The organism is Thermodesulfatator atlanticus DSM 21156 (assembly GCF_000421585.1).
GTDB lineage: Bacteria > Desulfobacterota > Thermodesulfobacteria > Thermodesulfobacteriales > Thermodesulfatatoraceae > Thermodesulfatator > Thermodesulfatator atlanticus.
Genome location: NZ_ATXH01000006.1, coordinates 1 through 21,511, shown reverse-complemented (window position 1 = coordinate 21,511; position 21,511 = coordinate 1). Strand labels below are relative to the sequence as shown.

Genomic DNA, 21,511 nt, shown 5'->3' with positions numbered 1-21,511 from the left:
ATTCTAGTGGTGCTCCTCAACCGCACCGGCAAAATATGCCAGCGAAAGAGTAATAAAAATGAGCATCTGGATAAAAGCTACCAAAACACCCAAAAGCAAAATGGGCAGAGGCGCAAAGAACTTACCTGCCAAGAAAAGCAAAATCCCAATCAACAATTCTTTAGCATACATATTGGCGTAAAGTCGTACGGAAAGAGAAATGATACGACCAACATGACCAAAAATCTCTGCCGGAGCAATCAGCGGAATAAGATAAGGAATAGGACCTAAAAACTGCTTGAAATATTTAAGCCCCTGAAACCTGAGACCCAAGAAGTGATAATAAACGATGGTTATCAAGGTAAGCCCCAAGGTGACGTTTATATTAGCAGTAGGGGCCATAAAACCGGGGACAATGCCTATGTAGTTGCTAAAACCGATGTATAAAGCAAAGCAGACAATGAGAGGAAAGACATAAGGCACTAAATTGAGCTTGCCACCAGAGGGAACGTTGTCTCTGGTAAAATCATAAAGGGCCTCAAGCACAAATTCCCAAAAATTCTGAGCCCCCTTGGGAATAAACTCCCGTTTTTTCAAACCCACGATTAGTAGCACAATGATGAGCGCGCATACAAAATAGCTGTGAACCATGTGAGGGGCAAAAATCTGGGCCAAAATTCCATATTGTTCAGGATGTTCGTAATAATGCCAACCTGAAGGAATTCCTATCAACTGTAGCAAGAAACATAAAAATAAAAGCGGGTGTTCCATAACCTAGCCCTCCTTCAATTTTAGCCAGAAATTACGCCCAATTTCCCTAAAAAAGCAAAGTAGGATATTCACAATAATAACGGAAATTCCCACTATAAATGGCAATGGCTCGATTATTCGAACTTTTATTACAAAAAACAGCACAATTGCCGTGGCAATGAGTCGAAGATAATACTTGAAAAGATACACTCTGGTGGCTCGCTGGGCAGTCTGATAGCCAGATGCTACGCTTTCAGCAATAGCTTTGACATCTTTGTGTAAGGACTGAAAATTAAGAAGCGCAATGGCTCCGCCTACCAGTACGCTAAGCCCCTGGGACCACTGTGCGGTGACAAGATAAAAGGCTACCGCCAAAGCTAGCAGGAGAAAAATAGTCCAGACTTTAAATCTTTTGATAAAGTTTTCGTTAGTTTCAATCCTGATCATTTTTCTCGTTTTTAAATCTTCTGCGCGTCATAACAAAAATATTTTTGATGCCTCCGGCTATGCCAAAAGCCGCACAGGCGATAGTGAACCAAGGAGAAGTGCGGCCATCGAAAATCTTTTCATCAATGAACCACCCTGTAAATACCCCAGCGGCTACCGAACCCCCAACCGCCAGGCCAACGGTTAAAAAATCGCCCAATAAGCTCAAAAAATATTTCATGCCCTCTTTCATAAACGATTTTTTGCATAGCACGTCTGATAAAAAGAGTCAATTTAAAAAACGGCAGGCCAAAAGATGGGAAAAAAGAGGATATAAGACAATTATCGCACTAAAGTGCTTTTAATTGCCTTACGATCTTGTTTATCTTTTCTTTATCTTCAGAAGACAGGCCCTGAAAACTTACTCCCATGCCGGGGGTTGGTTTTCTTATCCCCGGCATGTCAGTGTTCCATTCCACCTTACCTTTTACTTTGATAGGCTCCTTAAGAAGTGGGAGTTTGAATTCAATGATAATCTCTGTCCCTATTTCTAAGGGACGAGAAGTCTTTATGAACATTCCCCCTTCGCTTATGTTCTCCGCAAACTCATTGAAAAGGGCTTCAGGGGTACTGTAATCCACCCGAAATACATGTTCTAAGCGGGGGTGTTTGCGTTTGTCATCCATCACTCCTCCTACCAGGGGAAACTAAGCACCCCTACTAAAATAAGAATCAGGTATAGAATGCGATAGTACGCCTTTAAACTTAATCGGAAATAGAAACGATGGCCTAAAAACATGCCCGTTAAGACAACCGGCAAAAAAAGCACGTAATGTTTAAGCACTTCCAGATTCAAAATCCCTAGGCGCCAGTGCGAGAAAATCACAAAACCTGCCAACAAAAAGAAAAAACCCTGGATTGTGCTTTTGATTTCGTCCTTTTGCCAATGCTGCAAGGTGACATAGACCACCACCGGAGGCCCTGGCGTGTTAAGCGCACCCCCTAAAAAGCCTGCCATGAACCCGAAAAGGTAGCCCCAACTCTCATTTAACACCAAGGCTGGCCTGGGATTTTTGAGCCCCCAGAGCCCATAAGCAACCAAAACAACACCAAGCAGTACGCGAACAAACTGATTGGGAAAATGTGCCAAAAAATAAGCCCCTAACACTACCCCTGGGATCCCTCCTGCCAAGAGCCGAAAAACTCGTTTGAATTGAAAGGCATGCCTCAACTTAAAAAGCATGATGCCGTTTAACGTAGTGGCAAGGAGGGCGATAAGGGGGACAACTTTTTTAAGGGGCCAGCAGAAAGACAAAAGGGGCACAGCAAAAAGGGCAAAGGCAAAACCTGCCACCCCGTGAATAAAAGCTGCCAGAAAAAGAATTATCCCTATCAGGATGAGCACTTCTTAAGTCGCTCGATCAATTCATTTTCTAAGCTGACGAAAGAAACTTCCTTCTGCTCGCCAGTTTTCATATTGCGCAAAAGGGCTTTTTCTTCCGAAAGCTCACTTTCACCTATTATCAAGGTATAACGTGCCTTTTGGCGGTTGGCTGCCTTAAGCTGGGCTTTAAGACTTCGGCCTTCATGGTCCAGATCCACCATAAAACCCCGGCCCCTTAGCTTTCTAACTAGCGGAAGTACAAATCTCCGGGCTTCATTTCCCAAGGCTGCCACGAAAAGATCAAGCCCTGGCCAGAGATCGTGAGGCAAGGAAGCCACAAGCAAAAACCTTTCAACCCCTATGGCAAAACCAACTCCCGGGATATCAGGCCCGCCAAGGGCTTTAATCAAACCATCATAACGTCCACCAGCAGCTACGGTATCCTGGGCGCCTAAGTCTTTGGCTTTAATCTCAAAAGTGGTGCGCACGTAGTAATCAAGCCCTCTTACCAAGCGTGGATTTTTCTCATAGGTTATCCCCAAGAGCTCAAGCTCTTCACAAACCTGGGCAAAATGCCTGCGGCAGGTATCACACCAGAATTCTTCAATAAGAGGGGCTTCTTTGTATTCCTGCTGGCAGGATTCTTTTTTGCAATCAAGGGCACGCAAAGGATTTTTCTCTGCACGTCGTTTGCAATCGTCACAAAGTTTATCAAGCCTTGCTAGCAAAAAGTTTTTTAGCTTTTCCCGAAAAACAGGGCGGCACTCAGGGCAGCCCAGAGAATTAAGCTCAAGGCGCAAGTTTTTCGCACCACCAGCTTCAAGGATGTCCATTGCAAGGGCTATGATTTCCGCATCAACACCCGGAGCATGGCTACCAAAGACTTCAGCGTTGAACTGGTGAAATTGGCGCAGGCGACCTTTTTGGGGCCTTTCATGACGAAACATTGGCCCCATGGTGAAAAGCTTTAGCACCTTAGCCTGGGCATAAAGCCCGTTTTCAATCACCGCACGGCAAATCCCCGCCGTTGCTTCTGGGCGCAAAGTTACACTTTCTTTGTTGCGATCAAGAAAGGAATACATTTCCTTTTCAACGATGTCTGTAGCCTCGCCAATGCTTCTGGCAAAAAGCTCTGTCTTTTCAAGAATGGGGGTGCGTATCTCGCGAAAGCCGTAGGCTGAAAAAAACTTGCGGGCAAGCCCTTCAAGGTAAACCCATTTTTCTGTTTCCCCGGGAAGGATATCCTTAAAACCTCGTACCGCCTTAATCATTTTTCCTCCTGCATAAGCTCTTTTTCAGCTTCTTCAATAGCCTTGCGCACCATTTCAGGCGCAGTCCCCCCTGGCACTTTACGACGGGCTACTGATCCTTCAAGGGTAAGCCAATCATAAACGTCTTTTTCTATCACTTCTGAAAACTCTTTCATTTTTTCAAGGGGAAGCTCCCAAAGCTTAAGCCCCTTATCTTCGCAGTATGCCACCAGCTTGCCTACAATATGATGGGCTTCTCTAAACGGCACCCCTTTAGTGGCTAAATAATCCGCAAGATCCGTAGCGGTAAGATGGCCTTCCTCACAGGCCTTGCGCATCTTGGGCGCGTTCACCTTTAGCCCTGAGACCAGGGAGCTAGCAAGCCTTAAAGAGGCAAGGAGTGTTTCCGCGGTATCAAAAAGGGGCTCTTTGTCTTCCTGGAGATCCCGGTTGTAAGTCATGGGGAGCCCCTTTAAGACCGTGAGCAATGAAAAAAGATTTCCAAATACGCGGCCTGTTTTTCCGCGTATAAGTTCTGCTACGTCGGGGTTTTTCTTCTGGGGCATGATAGAGCTTCCTGTGCAAAGCTTATCTGGCAGGTCAATAAAAGAAAATTCCTGGCTCATCCAAAGAATAAGTTCTTCGCAAAGTCTTGAAAGATGCACAAACACAAGAGAAGCCGCCCCAAGGAAAGAAATGATAAAGTCTCTATCTGAAACGGCATCCATGCTGTTTCGGGAAATTCCAGCAAAGCCAAGCTCCCGTGCCACCATCTCCCTGTCAACAGGAAAAGGCGTTCCCGCAAGGGCCGCACTGCCAAGCGGGCAGACGTTTGTTTCTTCTCTTACGAAAGAAAGTCTTTTAGTGTCGCGTGTGAACATCTCGTAGTACGCCATAAGATGATGTGCAAAAAGCACTGGCTGGGCATGTTGGAGGTGTGTAAAGCCGGGCATGATGACCTCAAGGTTTTCCTTGGCCTTGAGAACCAGGACAAGTCTCAGCTCTTTGAGCGCGGCAAGGGCCTCATCGATAACATCGCGGAGATAAAGCCTTACGTCAGTTGCTACCTGGTCGTTTCGACTGCGGGCGGTATGAAGTTTTCCTGCAAGAGGGCCTATTTTTTCAAAAAGTGCGGCTTCGATATTCATGTGTACATCCTCAAGGTCCTCACGCCAGGTAAACTTTCCTTCTTGAATCTCTTTTTCCAGCTCAGCCAGACCGGCTATTATTTTTTCGGCGTCTTCTTTGGGTATTATCCCCCTTGCGCCAAGCATGCGTGCGTGGGCTATGCTTCCCTTGATGTCATAGAGGGCAAGTTTTTGGTCAAAATGCACCGAGGCTGTAAATTTTTCCACGAGTTTGTCGGTTGCTTCGGCAAATCTTCCGCCCCAGGGTTTTTTCGCCATAAAAAATCCTCCTAAAAAGACTTATGGTAAAAATAGTTCCTGAAATTTGTTTATCTTAAAGTATGATTTGCAAAAAAAGAACACGAGGAGGAGAACATGGCCTTAAAAGATTTAAACATCGGCTTTATAGGTGGCGGCAAAATGGCAGAAGCAATTATCAAGGGTGTTTTGGCCTCAAAGGCGAGTAGCCCTAAAAAGATCATTGTCTCTGAACCCAATCCTTCTCGCAGAGAATACCTTGAGAAGAGCTTCCCTGGCATAAAAATACTTGCTGACAATTGTGCCCTGGTAAAAAAGAGTGACCTGGTGGTGCTTGCAGTCAAACCAGACATCATGGAGTTTGTCCTAAGGGAAATTTCACGTTGTATTAACATCCGAAAAAACCTCATTCTTTCCATTGCCGCAGGGATCCCCCTTGATCTTATCGAAGCCTATTTACCAGAAGGCACCCGTGTCATTAGGGTTATGCCCAACACCCCTGCCCTTGTGCAAGCAGCAGTATCCGTTTACACCGATGGACATTTTGTCACCGATGAAGACTTAGCCCTTGCCGAAGAATTTTTAAAAACCTTTGGAATAGCTATCTATCTTCCAGAAATGGCTTTTGATGCGGTAACAGGGCTTTCTGGAAGTGGTCCGGCTTTTGTGGCTGCCTTTATAGAAGGACTAATCGATGCCGGGGTGCATGAGGGGCTTCCGCGGGAGGTGGCCCAGACCCTGGTCTTAGAAACAATTCTTGGCACGGTAAAGCTTATGAAAGAAGCCGGAAAAAACCCTTACGAAATAAAAAGCATGGTCGCAAGCCCTGGTGGCACAACCATCTCCGGGCTTAAGGCCATGGAAAAGGGAGCCTTTAAGGGAGTTATCATGGATACCGTGTCAGCAGCCACCGAAAGATCAAGAGAAATCACCGACCAAATCCACGAATTGCTAGACGAAGCGGTAAAAGAATTAGAAGAAATGGGCCTTCTTGAGGAGGAAGACTAAACATGAGTTATGCCATACGGGGTATCACGAAAGACGGCGCCTTTCGTATTTTTGCCGCAGATACCAAAGACATCGTTGAAGAAGCGAGAAAACGCCATAACACCCTGCCCACTGCTACCGCCGCCTTGGGAAGGGCGCTCACTGCCGCGGCCCTTCTAGGCCTTGACCTTAAAACCGGCCGGGTCATGATCCAGATAAATGGCGGTGGCCCACTTGGGGAAATCATTGCTGAGGCTGATGCCGAAGGAAACGTTCGCGGCCTGGTGCAAAAGCCCCATATTCACCTCACCCCACAAAAAGGAAAACTCCTGGTAGGCCAGGCCGTTGGTCGCGATGGTTTCATCTCGGTCACCAAAGACCTGGGGCTAAAAGAACCCTACCAGGGTTCTACCAAACTTATTTCCGGTGAAATTGCCGAAGACGTAAGCTACTATCTTACGGTCTCAGAACAAATCCCCTCTGCAGTAGGGCTCGGGGTATTCGTAGAGCCGGACAACACGGTAAAAGTAGCAGGGGGTTTTTTGATCCAAACCCTTCCTGCAGCCACAGACGAACAAATTGCCAGGATAGAAGAAGTGCTCAAGAAACTTCCACCTGTAACCAGCCTTTTGCAAGAGGGCTTTACCCCTGAGACCATCCTTGAACGCATATTTGGCAAAGAAAACGTAAAAGTCCTTGAAAAACGGCCCCTTGCCTATCATTGTCGCTGCTCAAGAGAAAGAGCCGAAAGGGCCCTCATTGCTCTCGGTCCAGAAGAAATTAAAAAACTCCTTGAAAAAGGCGAACCATCAGAAATCACTTGTGATTTTTGTCGAGAAAAATACGTCTTCACCCCTGAAGATCTCCAAAAACTGCTCGCCGAAATCGAAGTCAAAAGGCGCCAGGAGCTTGAAACATAGGCCTCTTCCCGAAGAAGTTAGAGACATGATGCGCCGGGGTGTAAAAGAAAAGGTTTTTCCCGGCGCCTGCCTTGCCATCTGGCACAGGGGAAAAAGCTATCTAGAGGCCTTTGGTTGGCAGGAGTTCTATCCTGCTCCCCAAAAAAATAGTCCTTACGTTTTTTATGACCTGGCCTCTTTGACCAAACCGCTTGCCACGACCCTTTGCCTCATGCGCCTTTTAAGCGAAGGAAAAATCTCTCTGGATGATGAACTTGGACGCTTTTTTAACGCGCCTTTTTGGTTCGAAAAAGCAACTATCGCTGATCTCCTGGCCCATCAAGCCGGATTTCCGGACCATCGGCCCTATTTCGTAAGGCTTCTTACCTATCCTCTTGAAAAAAGAAAAGAAATCATCTGCACCTGGATCCTTAAAGAGCCCCTTGCCTATCCTCTTGGGAGGAAACAAGTCTACAGCGACCTGGGATTTATCATCCTGGGGCACCTAATAGAAAAAATTGCGCAAAAAGAATTGGATTGCTTTTTCAGGGAAACTATAAATCTCCTTGGGCTTAATCCTTTAAAAATACTTTTTAGTCCCGTACGCGCGGGTATTCCTAAAGAAAAATGCGCGGCCACAGAATTTTGCCCCTGGCGTGGCAAATTGATAAAAGGCGAAGTTCACGACGAAAACGCCTGGGCCCTTGGGGGCGTAGCAGGCCATGCCGGGCTTTTTGGCAGTGCAGAAGAAGTGCTCAAGCTCCTGGTTATCCTGCTTAAGGCCTATGAAGGAGAAGCTAAAGCCTTTCTTAACCGAGACCTGGTACAAACTTTTTGGGACTGGCAAAGCAAAGCAGGTGGCCGGGCGTTGGGATTTGACCGCCCAAGCAAGGAATCTTCAAGCGCAGGGGGTCTCATTTCTCGTGCGTCTTTAGGGCACCTTGGCTTTACGGGAACATCTTTTTGGATTGACACCCAAAAAGAACTTGTCATCTTACTTCTTAGCAACAGAGTCCATCCCTCAAGAGAAAACAAGCGCATAAAAGGGTTTAGGCCGGCGCTACACGACCTGATAGTTAAGAAAATTTGTAAGTTTTCCGTTTAATTTATTTGAGGACAAAGCCATGAAGAAGTTTTTTTTAATTTTTATTTTGTTTTTCTGGTGGACAAAGCCAGCTTACCCCTTTTTTCTCACGGTGGTAGGTGAAGACGGCCTTGACTACGGGAATAAAGGCCAGGAAAAGGTATGGTTGGTGTTCAGGGCAGAGCCTTTTCAGGGCATTGTCTATGATGTCAAGGCTCCCAAAGCCAAAATCTTCACCCCTTCCGGCAAATTCGAACCCATATCCTTTTGGCGAACCAAAATAAAAGATCACGCCACCGGAAAAAAACGTTATGCCTGGAAGGCCCGTTATTTACCCACTAAAATCGGAGACTACTATCTCGTCTTACACTCGGACCCAACGCTCATTCCGGGTACTTACGAAGTGTGGGAAGAAATCGTAAAAGTGCCCTTTCATGTGGAAAGAGAAGGAAGCTGGCAAAAAAATTTAGGGCTAAAAGCAGAAATTATCCCCTACAACCGGCCTTATGGGATCACAAAAGCCGGGCTTTTCCGTGGCAGGCTTTTGCTTGACGGAAAACCCCTCTCGCAGACCCTGATTCAAGTAGTTCGTTTTAACGGAGTGTTTTTAACAGGGAAAGAACTCCCCCAGGACAGGCTTGGTAAACGCGATGACGCGCGCATGTATTATTCCCTTTACACTGACGAAAACGGAGACTTTAGCCTTACTTTCCCTCAAGAGGGCTGGTGGCTTATAAGTGCCAAGATCCCTTTTGGAAATCATCGCATTGGGAACTCGACTTATCCCATGTTTTTAAGGGCATCCATGTGGCTTTACGTTTATCCTCCTTTCGAACTCCCAGAAGGAGCCCCAAAAATCAAAGCAGAAGAATAACATACCAAAACAAGAGATCCGTTCCCATTTTTCGAAACAAAATAGGAACGGATCCTGGGAAATTTTACTACAAAGGCATGGATAAGTTTTTCCAAAAGAGTTCAATTTATGTTATCTTTTTCAAAAACATGAGGGCTGCGCTTATGAGACTCATCCCCTTGGTTGTCATCTTTTTGCTTTTAGCGGGTTTTTCACAGGCAGAAGAAAACCAATTCCTTCCCCTGCCTGAGCTAAAAGGCTGGCAATCCTCTGCCCCTGATTTTTTGAAATTTACAAGCGAACCCGGCAAGGCCTTTTACGTTAAACGTTTTTATGATAGGCCTGATGGTGCCCGTCTGGAAGTCCTTTTTGCCGGAGGCTCTCAGGGAGCAAAACTTGCCAGATCTCTTAAAGGCCGCCTTGAGGTGGAAACGCCGGAATTTGTATTGCGCTACCGCAAGATAGACGGTTATCCGGCCCTGGTAAGCTTTGCCCCTAAAGAAAAAAAGGGCTTTATTGCTATCTTCCTGAAAGAAGATCCGGCCCTTCTTCTCCTGGCCCGTTTCTCTTCCTTGACTGACCAGGACGTAATCAATATTTTACGCGAACTTGGTTGGCCAAAGCTCATAGCCGAGGGGCTTGCTTACCTTAAAAACTGAAATGTTTGCTAAATTTCGCAATGAAATAGCTGGTCTTATTTTGATGGCCCTTGGGGTTTTTGTTTTTCTGGCTCTCCTGGGTTACCATCCTGATGACCCGGGTTTTGGAAGGGTAGGTGCCACTTCACTTCACAACTTCACCGGCATTATAGGGGCCTATCTTTCAGCTTTTTTGTTTGACTTTGCTGGCTTTGGAGCCTGGTTTGTCCCCATTTTCTTAATTCTTGCGGGCATCTGGCTTTTCACCGGGAAAAGTCCCGGCTGGCAACTGCCTCTGGCCGCAGGGCTTTTTGTTACCTCGACTTCTTTTCTAGACCCCTTAGCAGGGCTTTCAGGTTCCATAGGGCCCTACCCTTTAAACGGCGGATTTTTAGCAGGCCTTGGCAAACAACTTCTCTTTTTATTGGGCAAACCAGGGCTCTTTTTACTGATAGTCTTGTTTCAGCTCACCGCACTTTGTCTTATCTCGGGTTTTTCCCCTAAAGAACTTTTAGAAAGATGCGGGGCCTTTTTTCGCTATTTGGGAAGCCTTCCGGCTTACTGGTGGCAAAAATTCCGCAAAACTTCTCATGAACATGTTCCTCCTGCCGAAGGCCTTGAGCCAGCGTTTGAGCCTAACATCCCTGTTACTCAGGAGATATACCCTGAACCAGAAGAAGAACTCTATCTTCCTGATGACAAAGAAAGCCAAGATGAAACCCTGGAAAAACTCCCTGTGCCATCCAAATCAAAGACTTATAAAAAGCCACCGCTTAGTCTTTTAGACGATCCTCCGCCAAGGTTTGAACGCGAAAACAAAGAAGAACTTCTTGCCCGCGCCAAGCTCCTTGAGCGAAAACTCGAAGATTTTGGCGTGCGGGGAAAGGTTACTGAAATCTGCCCTGGCCCAGTAATTACCGTTTACGAATACGAACCTGCCCCAGGCATAAAGATAAACAAAATCGCTTCTTTGGCAGATGACCTTGCCCTTGGGCTTAAAGCTGCAAGTGTGCGCATAGTGGCTCCAATCCCTGGCAAATCTGCTGTTGGGATAGAAGTTGCCAATAAAGAGCGTGAGATTGTTTACCTGAAAGAGATTCTTGTAAGTGAGGCTTATCGCAAGGCCAAATCAAAATTAACCCTTGCCCTTGGCAAAGACATCTCAGGCCGGCCAGTGGTTACAGACCTTGCCAAGATGCCACATCTTCTAATTGCTGGGGCTACTGGCACGGGAAAAAGTGTTTGTCTGCATGCTATGCTTATGAGCCTTCTTTTCAAGGCCACCCCTGAGGAAGTGCGCCTTTTGCTTATTGATCCCAAACGCATTGAGCTTTCGGTCTATGATGGCATTCCCCATCTTCTTCATCCAGTACTTCTTGAGCCCAAAACCGCCACCCTTGCCCTCAAATGGGCGGTATCAGAAATGGAAAGGCGCTATCAGCTTCTGGAAGAAGCCCGTGCCCGTAACCTTGAATCTTACAATGCTGAAGCCGAAGAAAAGCTCCCCTACATCGTCATAGTGGTAGACGAACTCGCTGACCTTATGGTGGTCTCTTCCAAAGAAGTAGAGATGTCCCTTACCAGACTCGCTCAAATGGCCAGGGCCTCAGGAATACATCTTTTGCTTGCCACCCAAAGGCCCTCAGTTGACGTGCTTACCGGCATTATCAAGGCTAACTTCCCTGCGCGCATTTCTTTTCAGGTCTCATCGCGTACAGACTCACGGACCATTCTAGACACAGGCGGGGCAGAGCGCTTACTTGGCGCGGGAGACATGCTCTTTTTGCCTCCCGGGACCTCAAAATTAAAACGTATCCACGGCGCCTTTATCAGTGAAAAAGAAGTCAAAAAGGTGGTAGAATACTTAAAGGCTCAGGGTGAGCCTGATTATGCCCTTGAGCTTGTGGCAGGCGGAGAAGAAGCCGTCTCAGAGCTTGACGATGAAGTTGACGAACTCTATGAGCAGGCAGTCCAGATCGTGGTGCAAACCGGGCAGGCTTCTATCTCAATGTTACAAAGACGTTTGCGGGTTGGATATAACCGTGCCGCCCGCATGATTGAACGCATGGAAAAGGAGGGTATCGTTGGTCCGTCAGATGGTGTGCGTCCTCGTCCTGTGTTGCTGCGTCCTGATAAGTAAAATAGCTTTGGCAGAAATCTCTGCCAAAGACGTAGCCACTCGTCTTCAGAACTATTACGAACAAACGAAAAACTTCACGGCAGACTTTGAACAGGAAGTCCATTTTCTGCGTGCCAACCAAATCCGGTTTTCCAAGGGGCGCGTTTATTTTGAAAAGCCTGGCCTTATGCGCTGGGAATATACCTGGCCAGAAGAACTTCTTATTGTGGCAGACAAGAAAAACATTTACGTCTATAGCAAAAAAGACAACCAGGTCATGATTTTTCCCAAGGAAAAGTCCCTCTCATCAAAGCTCATGCTAAGTTTTGTCTCAGGGAAAGGAAACATCTTTGAAGACTTCAGGCTTGGCCCGGTGGAAGAACTCCCTGAAGGCAAAGTAGCCCTGATACTTTTCCCCAAGGAAGAGGCTCAAATCCAAAAAATAAAACTTTTGATAGATAAAAAAAACGGCGCTCTTTTGGGGTTTTCCTTTTGGGATCAGCTTGGGAATTTAACCCGCATCAAATTTCTTAAAACCAAACGAAATATCCATCTTGCAAAAGCCCTCTTTAACTTTGAACCTCCAAAAGGCGCTGAAATTATACAGGAGAGGTAGGTTATGAATGAACTGCAGAAAGAAATCCGAGAATTAGCTAAAGAGCGCAAGGCCATTATCCTGGCACACAATTATCAACCCCCTGAGATCCAGGACGTAGCCGATCTTACCGGAGACTCGCTAGAGCTTTCTTTAAAAGCCGCCCAAACAGATGCGGAAGTTGTGGTTTTTTGCGGCGTGCGTTTTATGGCAGAAACAGCTGCTATCGTTTGCCCTGACAAGCTGATTGTCTTTCCGCGCATGGAAGCAGGCTGCGAGATGGCAGACATGATTGGCCCTGAAGACGTTGAAAACTTAAAAGCAAAGTATCCCAAAGCACCGGTGGTCACTTATGTCAATTCTTATGTGGAAATCAAGGCGCTTTCTGATATTTGCTGCACCTCCGCCAATGCGGTGAACGTGGTGCGCGCCCTTGATGCCGACGAGATAATCTTTCTGCCCGACATGAATCTTGCGCGTTACACCCAGCGTTTTTTCAAAGAAAAAAAGATCCACTATTTCGAAGGCTTTTGCCCGTTTCATGATGTACTTACGGTAGAAGACGTAACTGCTGCGCGCAAAGCGCACCCTAACGCGGTTTTTATGGCGCATCCAGAATGCCGTCCAGAAGTTATTGATTTGGCTGACGCCGTGCGCTCTACAAGTGGCATGCTTCGCTATGCCAAAGAGTCTGATGCTAAAGAATTTATCATTGGCACAGAAGTGGGTCTTCTTTATCCGCTAAAAAAACAAAACCCTGATAAAAACTTCTACCCTGCCTCTGAAAAGATGCTCTGCAAGGCCATGAAGATAATCTCTCTTGAAGACCTCAAGAAATCCCTTGAAACGTTGTCTCCTGTGGTGAAGGTGCCGGAAGACTTGCGGGTAAAAGCCTACCGTGCCGTGGCGCGCATGTTAGAAATTCCGCGAACCTAGGAGGGCCATATGAAACTCCCTTTTGTGTTTGGGGTACACAACCATCAGCCCCTTGGAAATTTTGACGAAGTTGTGAAACGCCTCACTGACGAAAGCTATTTCCCCTTTCTTAAAATCATCGAACGATATCCGCATTTTCGTTTCAGCCTTCACGTAAGCGGTATTTTGCTCAAGTGGTGGGAGGAAAAATACCCTGCCATATTTGAACTTTTAGGAAAACTTATCGCCCGCCAACAAATAGAACCTGTGGCAGGCGGTTTTTTTGAGCCTATCCTTGCTGTAATTCCCCGTGAAGACCGCAAAGAACAAATTCTAAGGCATAAGGATTATCTCAAAAAGCAATTCGGAGTCTCCCCGGTTGGGCTCTGGCTTACCGAGCGTGTGTGGGAACAGGCCCTGGTAGAGGATCTTGCCAAGCTTGGTATCAAATACGTGGTAGTGGATGATAGGCATTTTTTGGTCTCGGGCTTTGAGAAAGAAAATCTCTACGGCTATTTCTATACCGAAGCCGAAGGCCAGAGACTTGCGGTGTTTCCCATTGACGAGACCTTGCGCTATGCCATTCCTTTCTGGCCTGTAGAGCGCCTAGGGCGCTATCTTAACGACGTGGCCTTTCGTGGCGGACGCCTTGCCATTTATTTTGACGACGGGGAAAAATTCGGTGTCTGGCCTGGCACCAAAAAATGGGTGTACGAAGAAGGCTGGCTGGAGTCGTTTCTGCAAACCATAACTCGCTGGCAGGAAGAAGGAAAAATCGAAATCATGACCTTTGCCGAAGCCCTTGAAAAACTCCCTGCTAACGGGCTTGCTTACCTCCCAACGGCCTCTTACGCTGAGATGGAACAATGGGCCCTTCCTGCCAAACGGATTCTTGAGCTTGAAGAGCTAAATAAACGCCTTAAGCCTGAAAAGACTCGCTTCGCAGCCTTTATCCGGGGAGGTCACTGGCGCAACTTTTTCGTCAAGTACCCTGAATCAAACTACCTTCATAAAAGAATGCTTCAGGTGAGCGAACTTTCGCGCAAAAATTTTGACCCTGAAGCCCGCGTTGAGCTTTTGTCTGCCCAGTGTAACGATGCCTATTGGCATGGAATTTTCGGCGGGCTTTATCTTCCGCATCTTCGCCAGGCAGTTTGGGAAAAACTCCTTGCTGCGGAAGCCAAGTTGCGGGCAAATAGCAAGCCTTCTTTTAGTGAGCTTGATATTGATTACGATGGTGCCACAGAGGTCTGCTATGCTTCTTCTGAAGCGGTATTGGTTTTTAAACCATCTTATGGAGGGCAAATTCTCGAATGGTCTAGCTTAAAGAGCACCCACAATTACCAAAACGTCCTCACCAGACGCTTTGAGGCTTACCATGAAGCCATAAGACATCCGCAAGAATGCCCAGAAGAAAAAGAAGAAGGCGTTTCAAGCATCCACACCCTTACCAAAAGACCATCTCAGGAAGTTTTAAACGCCCTTGTTTATGATTGGTATGAACGCCATTCTTTGATAGAACACTTCTTTGATCCCAACCGCACGCTGTACGATTTTGTGAGGTGCGACTTTGGAGAATGGGGAGATTTTGCCAACCAGCCCTTTAACTGGCACCGCAAAGGAGCTGAACTCATTTTCTTTAGAGACGGAGGGCTTTATCCCCCAGGTTCAACAAGAAGGCCGCTACTTTTGCGCAAACACATCAAGGTGAATCAAGAAGGTCTTGGCCTTGAAATTTCTTACGAACTTGAATACCGCGCCGAAGAAACCACCAGGTGCTTTTTCGGAGTGGAATTCAATTTTTATCCTCCCCTTCTTGCTAAAGGAGCAGGTGAGGTTAGCTTAGATGGCCAAAGTATTCCTGTTTCTGAGCCCCAGGAAGTCTTTGGTCAGGAGCTCACCTTTTTGGCTCCTTTCGGAGAAAAATTAAAGCTTACCCTCCCGGAAACAGCGCGTTTTTTTATTTTCCCGGTAAAAACTGTCAGCCAATCAGAAGCAGGGTTTGACCTTACCACCCAAGGGATAGCCGTAATGCCCTTCTGGCCCATTGAATTCAGAAAAGGAGAGGCCCTTCACAAAAAGTTAACTTTAGCTATTGAGCCTTAAATTCGATAGAAAAAAGAGAATAATTCACAGGAGGAAAAAATATGGCAACCGAAGGGCCAACTTTGCGGCTTCCCCCTCACGAAGACCTTGAACCCAGGAGCATAGCCAAGGAAGTTATCCTGACTTTAATTACCTGTGGCTTATGGGGGCTGGTGTGGCAGTATCAACAGATACGTATGGTAAACTTACTCCTTGGCAGGGAAGAATTTAGCTTTTGGAAATGGTTTGTTTTCACCTTGCTGACCTGTGGTCTTTATCACCTTTATCATGAATACCTAATGGGCCGGGCTATCGTGCGCATCCAGCACAAATACGGATTGCCCCCAAGTGAAAGTCTCCCTGCTATTTCGCTTATAGTCACGCTTCTTTCGCTTGGCATAATAACAGACGCCTTACAGCAAAAAGAACTAAACCTCATCATCGAGGACTTAAAACAAAAAAGCAGGTGATTACCGAAAGAAGACTCTGGCAGGCCCTAATCCTAGCAGGGCTTGCCCTGTTTTTTTTAAACGCAAAGGGAATAATAAGCATTTCTTCCCTTTCGCTTCCCTGGCGCTGCCCTTTTAAACTGCTAACAGGGCTCCCTTGCCCAGGATGCGGCATGACTCATGCTGCGAAAAGCTTTCTTCAAGGGAATTTTTGCGATGCTTTTTCCACCAACCCACTTATTTTCTTGTTTGTGGGCCTGGTGTTTATGCTTGCCTTTTTACCTGATAAAGCACTTTTTTTCTTGCAGAGGAAAGGATTCTGGAAAGTAATTTTACTCCTGGTGCTTATCTGGTGGCTGACAAGGCTAATTCTTAGAATTTAAGCATTTCTTTTAAGGCCATGGCTTTATCTTGTGAGCGCATAAGGCTTTCGCCAATAAGGGCCGCTGAAATGCCTGCTTCTTTTAGCTTTTTAAGGTCAGAGGAGCTTTTTATGCCTGACTCTGATACCAGGACTATATCTTTCGGGACTTTCTTGGCAAGCTTTAAGCTTGTTTCAAGGCTTACCTCAAAGGTCTTTAAATTACGATTGTTAATGCCGATGATCTCAGCTCCAGCTTCAATGGCAAGCTTAAGTTCTTCCTCATCGTGCACTTCCACCAGGGCTTCAAGGCCAAGGGCATAAGTCATTGCCAAAAGCTCCCTTAGGCGTTTGGGTGATAAAGCCGCCACGATAAGCAAGACGGCATCTGCCCCAAAGGCCTTCGCCTCTTCAAGCTGAATTTCATCTATGATGAAGTCTTTTCTCAAAATGGGTAGTGGGACTTCTTCTCTTATGGCAGCAAGGTATTCCAGATGACCACGGAAAAACTTTTCATCTGTAAGGCAGGAGATAGCGCTTGCTCCCCCAGCTACATAGGCTCTTGCCGTGGCAAGGGGATCAAAGTCTTTGGCAATAAGGCCCTTTGAAGGCGAAGCCCTTTTTATCTCTGCTATTATCGCAAAAGGGGGAACTCTAAGGGCCTCTTTAAGGGGCTTGCGGGGAAGATCCCAAAAGGGGCGAAAAAAAAGCCCTCTTTCCTTGCGTACTCTGACTTCTTTTTCTTTTTCAGCAAGGATTTTGGCAAGGATATCTCCCATTTCTTACTCCTTTATTTTTTTGCACACTCGCAAGCAAGCCGGTAATCACAAAAACTACAGTGTTTTTCGTTTTGAGTGGCATAAAAGGCGTCTGCTTCAATGATGTGTCTTAAAAGATATTCTAGGATACGCGGAAACGTTGAAAGCATAAAGGGCTGTGCGGCTTCCATATTTTTGGGCTGAAAAAGTGGTTTTTCGATATAGTCAAGCTTCCCTGAGGCAAGCTGGAGATAGGCCGCGTTTTCAGCCCCTGCCAGAAAAAGATACAAAAAAAGCTGAATATCAGGAAGGCGCTCCTGGAAATCAAAAAAATCTTCAGCCGTAAAACTGGCAGGTGGGTCGTAGGGAAAAAGTTTTTCTTCGAGATGATTGGAGGTATAGCCTTGAACAAAGGTACCTGTTTTATAATCGAGCACGTATTGCCATTCACCGCGTCTTTCTAGTCTATCAATGCGCCCAGCAAAAAGAAAATCCTGAAACCTGCGGCTGTATTTTTCTTCAAGCTTAATGATAACAAAGCCTTCTGGTTGTTTGCTCGCCAGAAATTCAAGATAACGTTTGAGCCTGAAAATAGCGGTCTCTTCCACAAAAAAGCGCCGCTCTGGTCCAAGGGCATGATAAAGCTTTGAAGCCGCGAATAGTTCACGAAAATAGGTTATCAGCCGTTCGGGATCATTATCTTGCCTAGGGGAATAATGCTTTCCTTCATAAGGTCTAAAGTATTCCTCTAAGGCAGTGTGGACTATTTCTCCAAGCGAAGCAGCGTCAAAGTCGGTAAAGTCTTTCGCTGGCTCCAAGCCCAGGAGATAACGAAAGTAAAACTTTACCGGGCAGAGGAGATACGTATTAAGCATGGTGGCAGATATGCCATCGCTGCGATTAGCAAGGAGTTTTTCAAGGATTTCTTTTTCAGCCTGACCTTTAGGGATACTCTCTCTGCGGGCAAAGGCCTTTGGGTTCAAGTTAAGGGGGATGAAAGAAATTTTTTCAGGGCAAAGCTTTTTTTGTTCCTGCTCCTCTTCCCAGAGGAGCCTTTCCACGTAGCGGCTGCGCATTTTCTTTCCTAGGGCTTCGCCCTTGCCACTTATAGCACTCTGATAAAAGAGACTTACTTCTTCTGCTCCACGCACCAGGGCAAAGAAATGGTGCCTCTCTATTACCTCCTCGCGTTCACGCGGTGGGAGCCCAAGAATGGGCTTAACCCCCTCAGGCATAAGGGGATTAACTTCCTCCACCGAGGGTAGATAGCCCTCGTTGGCATCAAGTACAAAAACGCGTTTAAAAGAAAGAAGCCTTGTTTCAAGGAGCCCCATCACCTGAAGCCCACAAAGGGGTTCGCCTTCAAAGGGTGCGCGGATACTGCGTAAAAGCTCTTTTAAAAAGGTAAATAGCGTGCCTGGCGCAAGGGGCTCATTGGCAAAAGAGACTTTTTCTAAACTTGGCAAAATTTCGGTTTCAAAGGCGTAAAGAAAGGCTTTTTCAAGCAAGATTTCTGGAGTGTCTTCTTCAGCGCTAAGGAGCCTTTCTCTGGTGCATTCTTTCACAAGACGCCTTAAGGCCGCAGCTAACTGGGCCGTGGTTTCAAGGGTAAGCCACGGCCTTATAAGATAGGTGTGAAACCACTTTAAAAAGCGTGCAAAAGGCCCCTCTTCACAAAGGGCTTCTATTTGCTCAAGGGTAAGATAAGGACTTCCGTGCTCCCTAAGATTTTTCTCTATTTCGCGGAAAAAGGAGAAGGCTTTGTGCCCTTCAAAGCTTAAGCCGCGTAAGTAAGGATGTTTAATAAGCTTCAAGTAAGAAGGAATGTGAATTTCTTCCCTGTGAAGGTTTTCCCGTAACTCTGCCAAAAGCAAAAAAAGCTGGGCAAGGGGGGTCCTAAAAAGCGGATAACCAAGCGTGATGTTGAGAGGAATATCTGCTGGGAGCTCGTAAAGAAGAGGAATGAGATGCCCGGCCACACAAAGAAGAATGAGGGTATCATCTGGGGCTTCTATGTCTTTAGGCAAAAGTTTTTTAAGGGTTGCAAGCTCGTGGTGGACATCTGGGGCCTCGAAAAAATGAAAAGAAGGCCTTTTAAGGTCTTCTGCCAAAACTTCGACTTCACTTCCAAACACCCTGGAAAGCTCGCGATAAATTTGAGGGAGTTTGTTTCCTTCAAGGCGCCACCAAAGAGTGGCCCCTTTTTTAAGCCATTCGTTAAAGATTTTTTGTTCTGCCCTGGTAAGCATAAAAAAACCTACCAAGTGCATTGGCCCTGAGAAGGCAGGAAGTTTTTGGCAATTTTCTGCAAGCAAACGAAGCCTTTGCCCGGAAGTAATAAGGCCTTTTTCTTTTAGTTTCTGGCGAAAGGCCTGTTGGATGTCGCCTAGGTGCTCTAGAAAAAGCCTGGCCTCAAAGGGGACCTCTTCTTCTGGAGGGTAAACTACGTTTTTGGCATCAACTATTTCTCGTTCGAGCTGGTCAAGGACTTCTGCTAGGCGTAGCCCCCAGGGGAAAAAGCGGTCAAAGCTCTGGGCAACTTTTTCAAAAGGCGGCATATCTTTTACGATTTCCCAAAGGAGCCAGGCCTGATCAGCCCTTGGCAAAAGAGGTCTGGCGTCAATTTCCGTGGCAAGCTCTGCTACTAAGTCGGAAAAACATATAATTTGGGGCAAAAGGCTTGGAGCAGGCCGCCTTTGAGAAAGATAATAGCGAAAATAAAGCCCTGCCCGCTTTGTAGGAAAAACAAATACCGTATCAGGGGAAAAAAGCTCTTCTTCAGGGATTTCTTTTGTAAGGCGTATTAAAAATGCCTGCGAAGGCAAAGCCTTAAGATGGCCCATGACTTTATTTTAGCCTGCAAGGAGCCACTCAAGAAGCGCCATGTGCAGCCACATTTTATTTTCTGCCTGATCCCAGACTACAGATTGCGGCCCCTCAAGGACATCTTCGGTAATCTCTTCTCCTCTATGAGCAGGCAAACAATGCATGACAATAGCATCAGGTTTGGCAAGCTTAAGTAGCTCCCGGTTCACCTGGTAGGGAGCAAATATTCTTTTGCGCTGCTCAGCCTCTTCTTCCTGCCCCATACTGGCCCAAACGTCGGTATTAATAACGTCTGCGTCTTTCACGGCATCTTTTGGGTCGCGGACAATCTCTATGGGCTTTGGAGCAACTTGCCTGGCTTCGGTAAGAATTTCGGGATTAGGATCATAGCCTTCTGGACAGGCAAGACCCAGAGTAAATCCGATTCTAGCGGCCATTTCAATCCAGGAATGGGCAACGTTATTTCCATCTCCCACCCAGGCTATTTTTAGGTTGGTGATATCACCCTTTTTTTCAATTACCGTCATCACGTCTGACATGCCCTGGCAGGGATGATGTAAGTCGGAAAGGCCGTTTATCACAGGAATTGAAGCCCATCGTGCCAGTTCATTTACAATTTCCTGACCATAGGTGCGTACCACCAGGGCATCTACATAACGAGAAAGGACCCGGGCGGTGTCTTTTAAAGGCTCCCCACGGTCGAGTTGCAGGTCGTTTTTGGAAAGAAAAATAGTCCCACCACCAAGCTTTTGCATTCCTGCTTCAAAAGAGACCCTGGTGCGGGTAGAATGTTTTTCAAAAAGAAGGGCAAGGATTTTTCCGGCTAGGCTTTTTCGTTCTTTTCCTTTTTTGAAATCTTCTTTAAGGCGCAGGGCTCGCTTAAGGAGGTGTTCTACCTCTTCTTTGGTCAGATCAAATACCCGTGTTATATGCTTCATAACAAACCTCCTACGCCAGTATGAAAAAGTGTAATATTAGCAATTCTTGTTTCTCTTGCCAAATAGGAAACCTTCAAAAATTTTCAAAAATTTTTGCCTGTCCCCGTTAGCAGACTCTTAAGTGGGCCAAGTGATTTATTGAGGAAACTTTCCGTCGCCTGCGCTTAAGCCCAAGCTTCTCCCTTAGCTCGGCAAGCGCCTCTTTTACAAACTTCTCCGTGCCTATCACCAAGCCCTCTGAAAAAAATCTGATCCTTTGACGGTAAACCTCCGCTTCTTTTAATCCGCGCCTGTCCCCAATTCCTCCCTTCCCATACAAAAATTCTCGATACATCTTCAGCCGCTCCTGATAACCCTTGCTCGTAAACTCCGCCACTCCGAGATTCGTCGATAAGAATCCGTCTGCATTGCCTGTCCCCAAATGGTACCCAAGCGAACACCAGCGATAATGCTCGGGCTTCTCGACTATACCCGCTCGTACAGGGTTCAAATCTATGTAGGCCAGACAATTAAGCAGCGCCTCGCCTTTTTCGATAACCACGCTCTTGAACCTGTCTGACCAGAAATAGCCCTTGCGGTCGTGAATCTTGTTGTACCACCTGGAAAACCGCTGCTTTATCTCCTGCACAAACCGCGAAAGATCAGCAAAGCGTTTTCTGAAATAGGAGATCCTGTCAGGGGTAAGCATAATTTTTCGCCTGTCCCCGTAGTAGAGCTTTATGCGTTCGATTACTTCGTCGTCAGAGAAGGAGTCAGGAGGGAGCATGCGGCAGAGGAGATGGAAGTGGTTACCCATGATGCAGAAGCCATAGACTTCAACGAAGAATACT

22 protein-coding genes are annotated in these 21,511 nt (G+C 46.5%); 11 read left to right on the top strand and 11 right to left on the bottom strand.

Annotated features, from left to right (window positions below; translation table 11 throughout):
• Window positions 1–3: 3 nt before the first annotated feature.
• The 7 genes from atpB to argH all read right to left on the bottom strand — a co-directional run bounded on the left by atpB (window position 4) and on the right by argH (window position 5,195).
• Window positions 4–750, bottom strand: coding sequence for a F0F1 ATP synthase subunit A (atpB, locus tag H528_RS0103610; protein ID WP_022852984.1), 747 nt, complete (start codon window positions 748–750; stop codon window positions 4–6).
• Window positions 751–753: 3 nt separating this feature from the next.
• Entirely contained in the window at window positions 754–1,176 is a 423-nt protein-coding gene (locus tag H528_RS0103605; protein WP_022852983.1) for an ATP synthase subunit I, read from the bottom strand.
• On the bottom strand, window positions 1,163–1,396 hold the full coding sequence (locus H528_RS12540; protein ID WP_022852982.1) for an AtpZ/AtpI family protein: 234 nt from the start codon (window positions 1,394–1,396) through the stop codon (window positions 1,163–1,165). The genes H528_RS0103605 and H528_RS12540 overlap by 14 nt, the downstream gene beginning before the upstream one ends.
• Window positions 1,397–1,505: 109 nt before the next feature.
• Entirely contained in the window at window positions 1,506–1,841 is a 336-nt protein-coding gene (locus H528_RS0103595; RefSeq protein ID WP_022852981.1) for a TIGR02266 family protein, read from the bottom strand.
• A gap of 8 nt (window positions 1,842–1,849) precedes the next feature.
• The gene (locus tag H528_RS0103590) at window positions 1,850–2,560 is read right to left on the bottom strand and encodes a sulfite exporter TauE/SafE family protein (protein ID WP_022852980.1); all 711 of its coding nucleotides are present in this window, start codon (window positions 2,558–2,560) and stop codon (window positions 1,850–1,852) included.
• Window positions 2,548–3,810, bottom strand: a complete 1,263-nt coding sequence (hisS, locus tag H528_RS0103585; RefSeq protein WP_022852979.1) for a histidine--tRNA ligase — start codon at window positions 3,808–3,810, stop codon at window positions 2,548–2,550. Before hisS ends, H528_RS0103590 begins: the two co-directional genes overlap by 13 nt.
• Entirely contained in the window at window positions 3,807–5,195 is a 1,389-nt protein-coding gene (gene argH, locus H528_RS0103580; protein ID WP_022852978.1) for an argininosuccinate lyase, read from the bottom strand. Before argH ends, hisS begins: the two co-directional genes overlap by 4 nt.
• A gap of 96 nt (window positions 5,196–5,291) precedes the next feature.
• Between argH and proC the strand changes: the two genes are divergently transcribed.
• From proC to H528_RS14600, 11 genes are all read left to right on the top strand, one after another.
• On the top strand, window positions 5,292–6,182 hold the full coding sequence (proC, locus tag H528_RS12535) for a pyrroline-5-carboxylate reductase (protein WP_022852977.1): 891 nt from the start codon (window positions 5,292–5,294) through the stop codon (window positions 6,180–6,182).
• A 2-nt stretch (window positions 6,183–6,184) separates the two neighbouring features.
• On the top strand, window positions 6,185–7,081 hold the full coding sequence (gene hslO / locus H528_RS0103570; RefSeq protein WP_022852976.1) for an Hsp33 family molecular chaperone HslO: 897 nt from the start codon (window positions 6,185–6,187) through the stop codon (window positions 7,079–7,081).
• Complete coding sequence (locus tag H528_RS0103565; RefSeq protein WP_022852975.1) at window positions 7,071–8,165, top strand: serine hydrolase domain-containing protein; 1,095 nt, start codon at window positions 7,071–7,073, stop codon at window positions 8,163–8,165. The genes hslO and H528_RS0103565 overlap by 11 nt, the downstream gene beginning before the upstream one ends.
• Window positions 8,166–8,184: 19 nt before the next feature.
• Complete coding sequence (locus H528_RS0103560; protein WP_022852974.1) at window positions 8,185–9,018, top strand: DUF4198 domain-containing protein; 834 nt, start codon at window positions 8,185–8,187, stop codon at window positions 9,016–9,018.
• Between the two features lie 77 nt (window positions 9,019–9,095).
• Window positions 9,096–9,656 carry a hypothetical protein gene (locus tag H528_RS0103555; protein WP_022852973.1) on the top strand — a complete coding sequence of 187 codons (561 nt, stop codon included), beginning with the start codon at window positions 9,096–9,098 and terminating at the stop codon, window positions 9,654–9,656.
• A 1-nt stretch (window position 9,657) separates the two neighbouring features.
• Window positions 9,658–11,775 carry a DNA translocase FtsK gene (locus tag H528_RS0103550; RefSeq protein ID WP_028845751.1) on the top strand — a complete coding sequence of 706 codons (2,118 nt, stop codon included), beginning with the start codon at window positions 9,658–9,660 and terminating at the stop codon, window positions 11,773–11,775.
• 7 nt (window positions 11,776–11,782) lie between these two features.
• Window positions 11,783–12,370: an outer membrane lipoprotein periplasmic chaperone LolA gene (gene lolA / locus H528_RS0103545; RefSeq protein ID WP_022852971.1), complete on the top strand. Its 588-nt coding sequence runs from the start codon at window positions 11,783–11,785 to the stop codon at window positions 12,368–12,370.
• 3 nt (window positions 12,371–12,373) lie between these two features.
• Window positions 12,374–13,285, top strand: a complete 912-nt coding sequence (gene nadA / locus H528_RS0103540; RefSeq protein WP_022852970.1) for a quinolinate synthase NadA — start codon at window positions 12,374–12,376, stop codon at window positions 13,283–13,285.
• A 9-nt stretch (window positions 13,286–13,294) separates the two neighbouring features.
• Window positions 13,295–15,370, top strand: coding sequence for an alpha-amylase/4-alpha-glucanotransferase domain-containing protein (locus H528_RS0103535; RefSeq protein WP_022852969.1), 2,076 nt, complete (start codon window positions 13,295–13,297; stop codon window positions 15,368–15,370).
• A gap of 41 nt (window positions 15,371–15,411) precedes the next feature.
• Window positions 15,412–15,819 carry a DUF4234 domain-containing protein gene (locus H528_RS0103530; protein WP_022852968.1) on the top strand — a complete coding sequence of 136 codons (408 nt, stop codon included), beginning with the start codon at window positions 15,412–15,414 and terminating at the stop codon, window positions 15,817–15,819.
• Entirely contained in the window at window positions 15,816–16,181 is a 366-nt protein-coding gene (locus H528_RS14600; RefSeq protein ID WP_022852967.1) for a DUF2752 domain-containing protein, read from the top strand. Before H528_RS0103530 ends, H528_RS14600 begins: the two co-directional genes overlap by 4 nt.
• On the opposite strand, the gene trpC is transcribed toward H528_RS14600, so the two are convergent.
• The 4 genes from trpC to H528_RS0103505 all read right to left on the bottom strand — a co-directional run.
• On the bottom strand, window positions 16,171–16,938 hold the full coding sequence (gene trpC / locus H528_RS0103520) for an indole-3-glycerol phosphate synthase TrpC (RefSeq protein ID WP_022852966.1): 768 nt from the start codon (window positions 16,936–16,938) through the stop codon (window positions 16,171–16,173). The two genes, H528_RS14600 and trpC, sit on opposite strands and share 11 nt — an antisense overlap.
• Window positions 16,939–16,949: 11 nt before the next feature.
• Window positions 16,950–19,760, bottom strand: a complete 2,811-nt coding sequence (locus H528_RS0103515; RefSeq protein ID WP_022852965.1) for a PD-(D/E)XK nuclease family protein — start codon at window positions 19,758–19,760, stop codon at window positions 16,950–16,952.
• Between the two features lie 9 nt (window positions 19,761–19,769).
• A complete protein-coding gene (gene argF / locus H528_RS0103510) occupies window positions 19,770–20,681 on the bottom strand; it encodes an ornithine carbamoyltransferase (RefSeq protein WP_022852964.1) in 912 nt (303 codons plus the stop codon).
• Window positions 20,682–20,787: 106 nt separating this feature from the next.
• Window positions 20,788–21,511 (bottom strand): transposase (locus H528_RS0103505; RefSeq protein WP_022852963.1); only part of this gene is annotated, 724 nt, incomplete at its 5' end.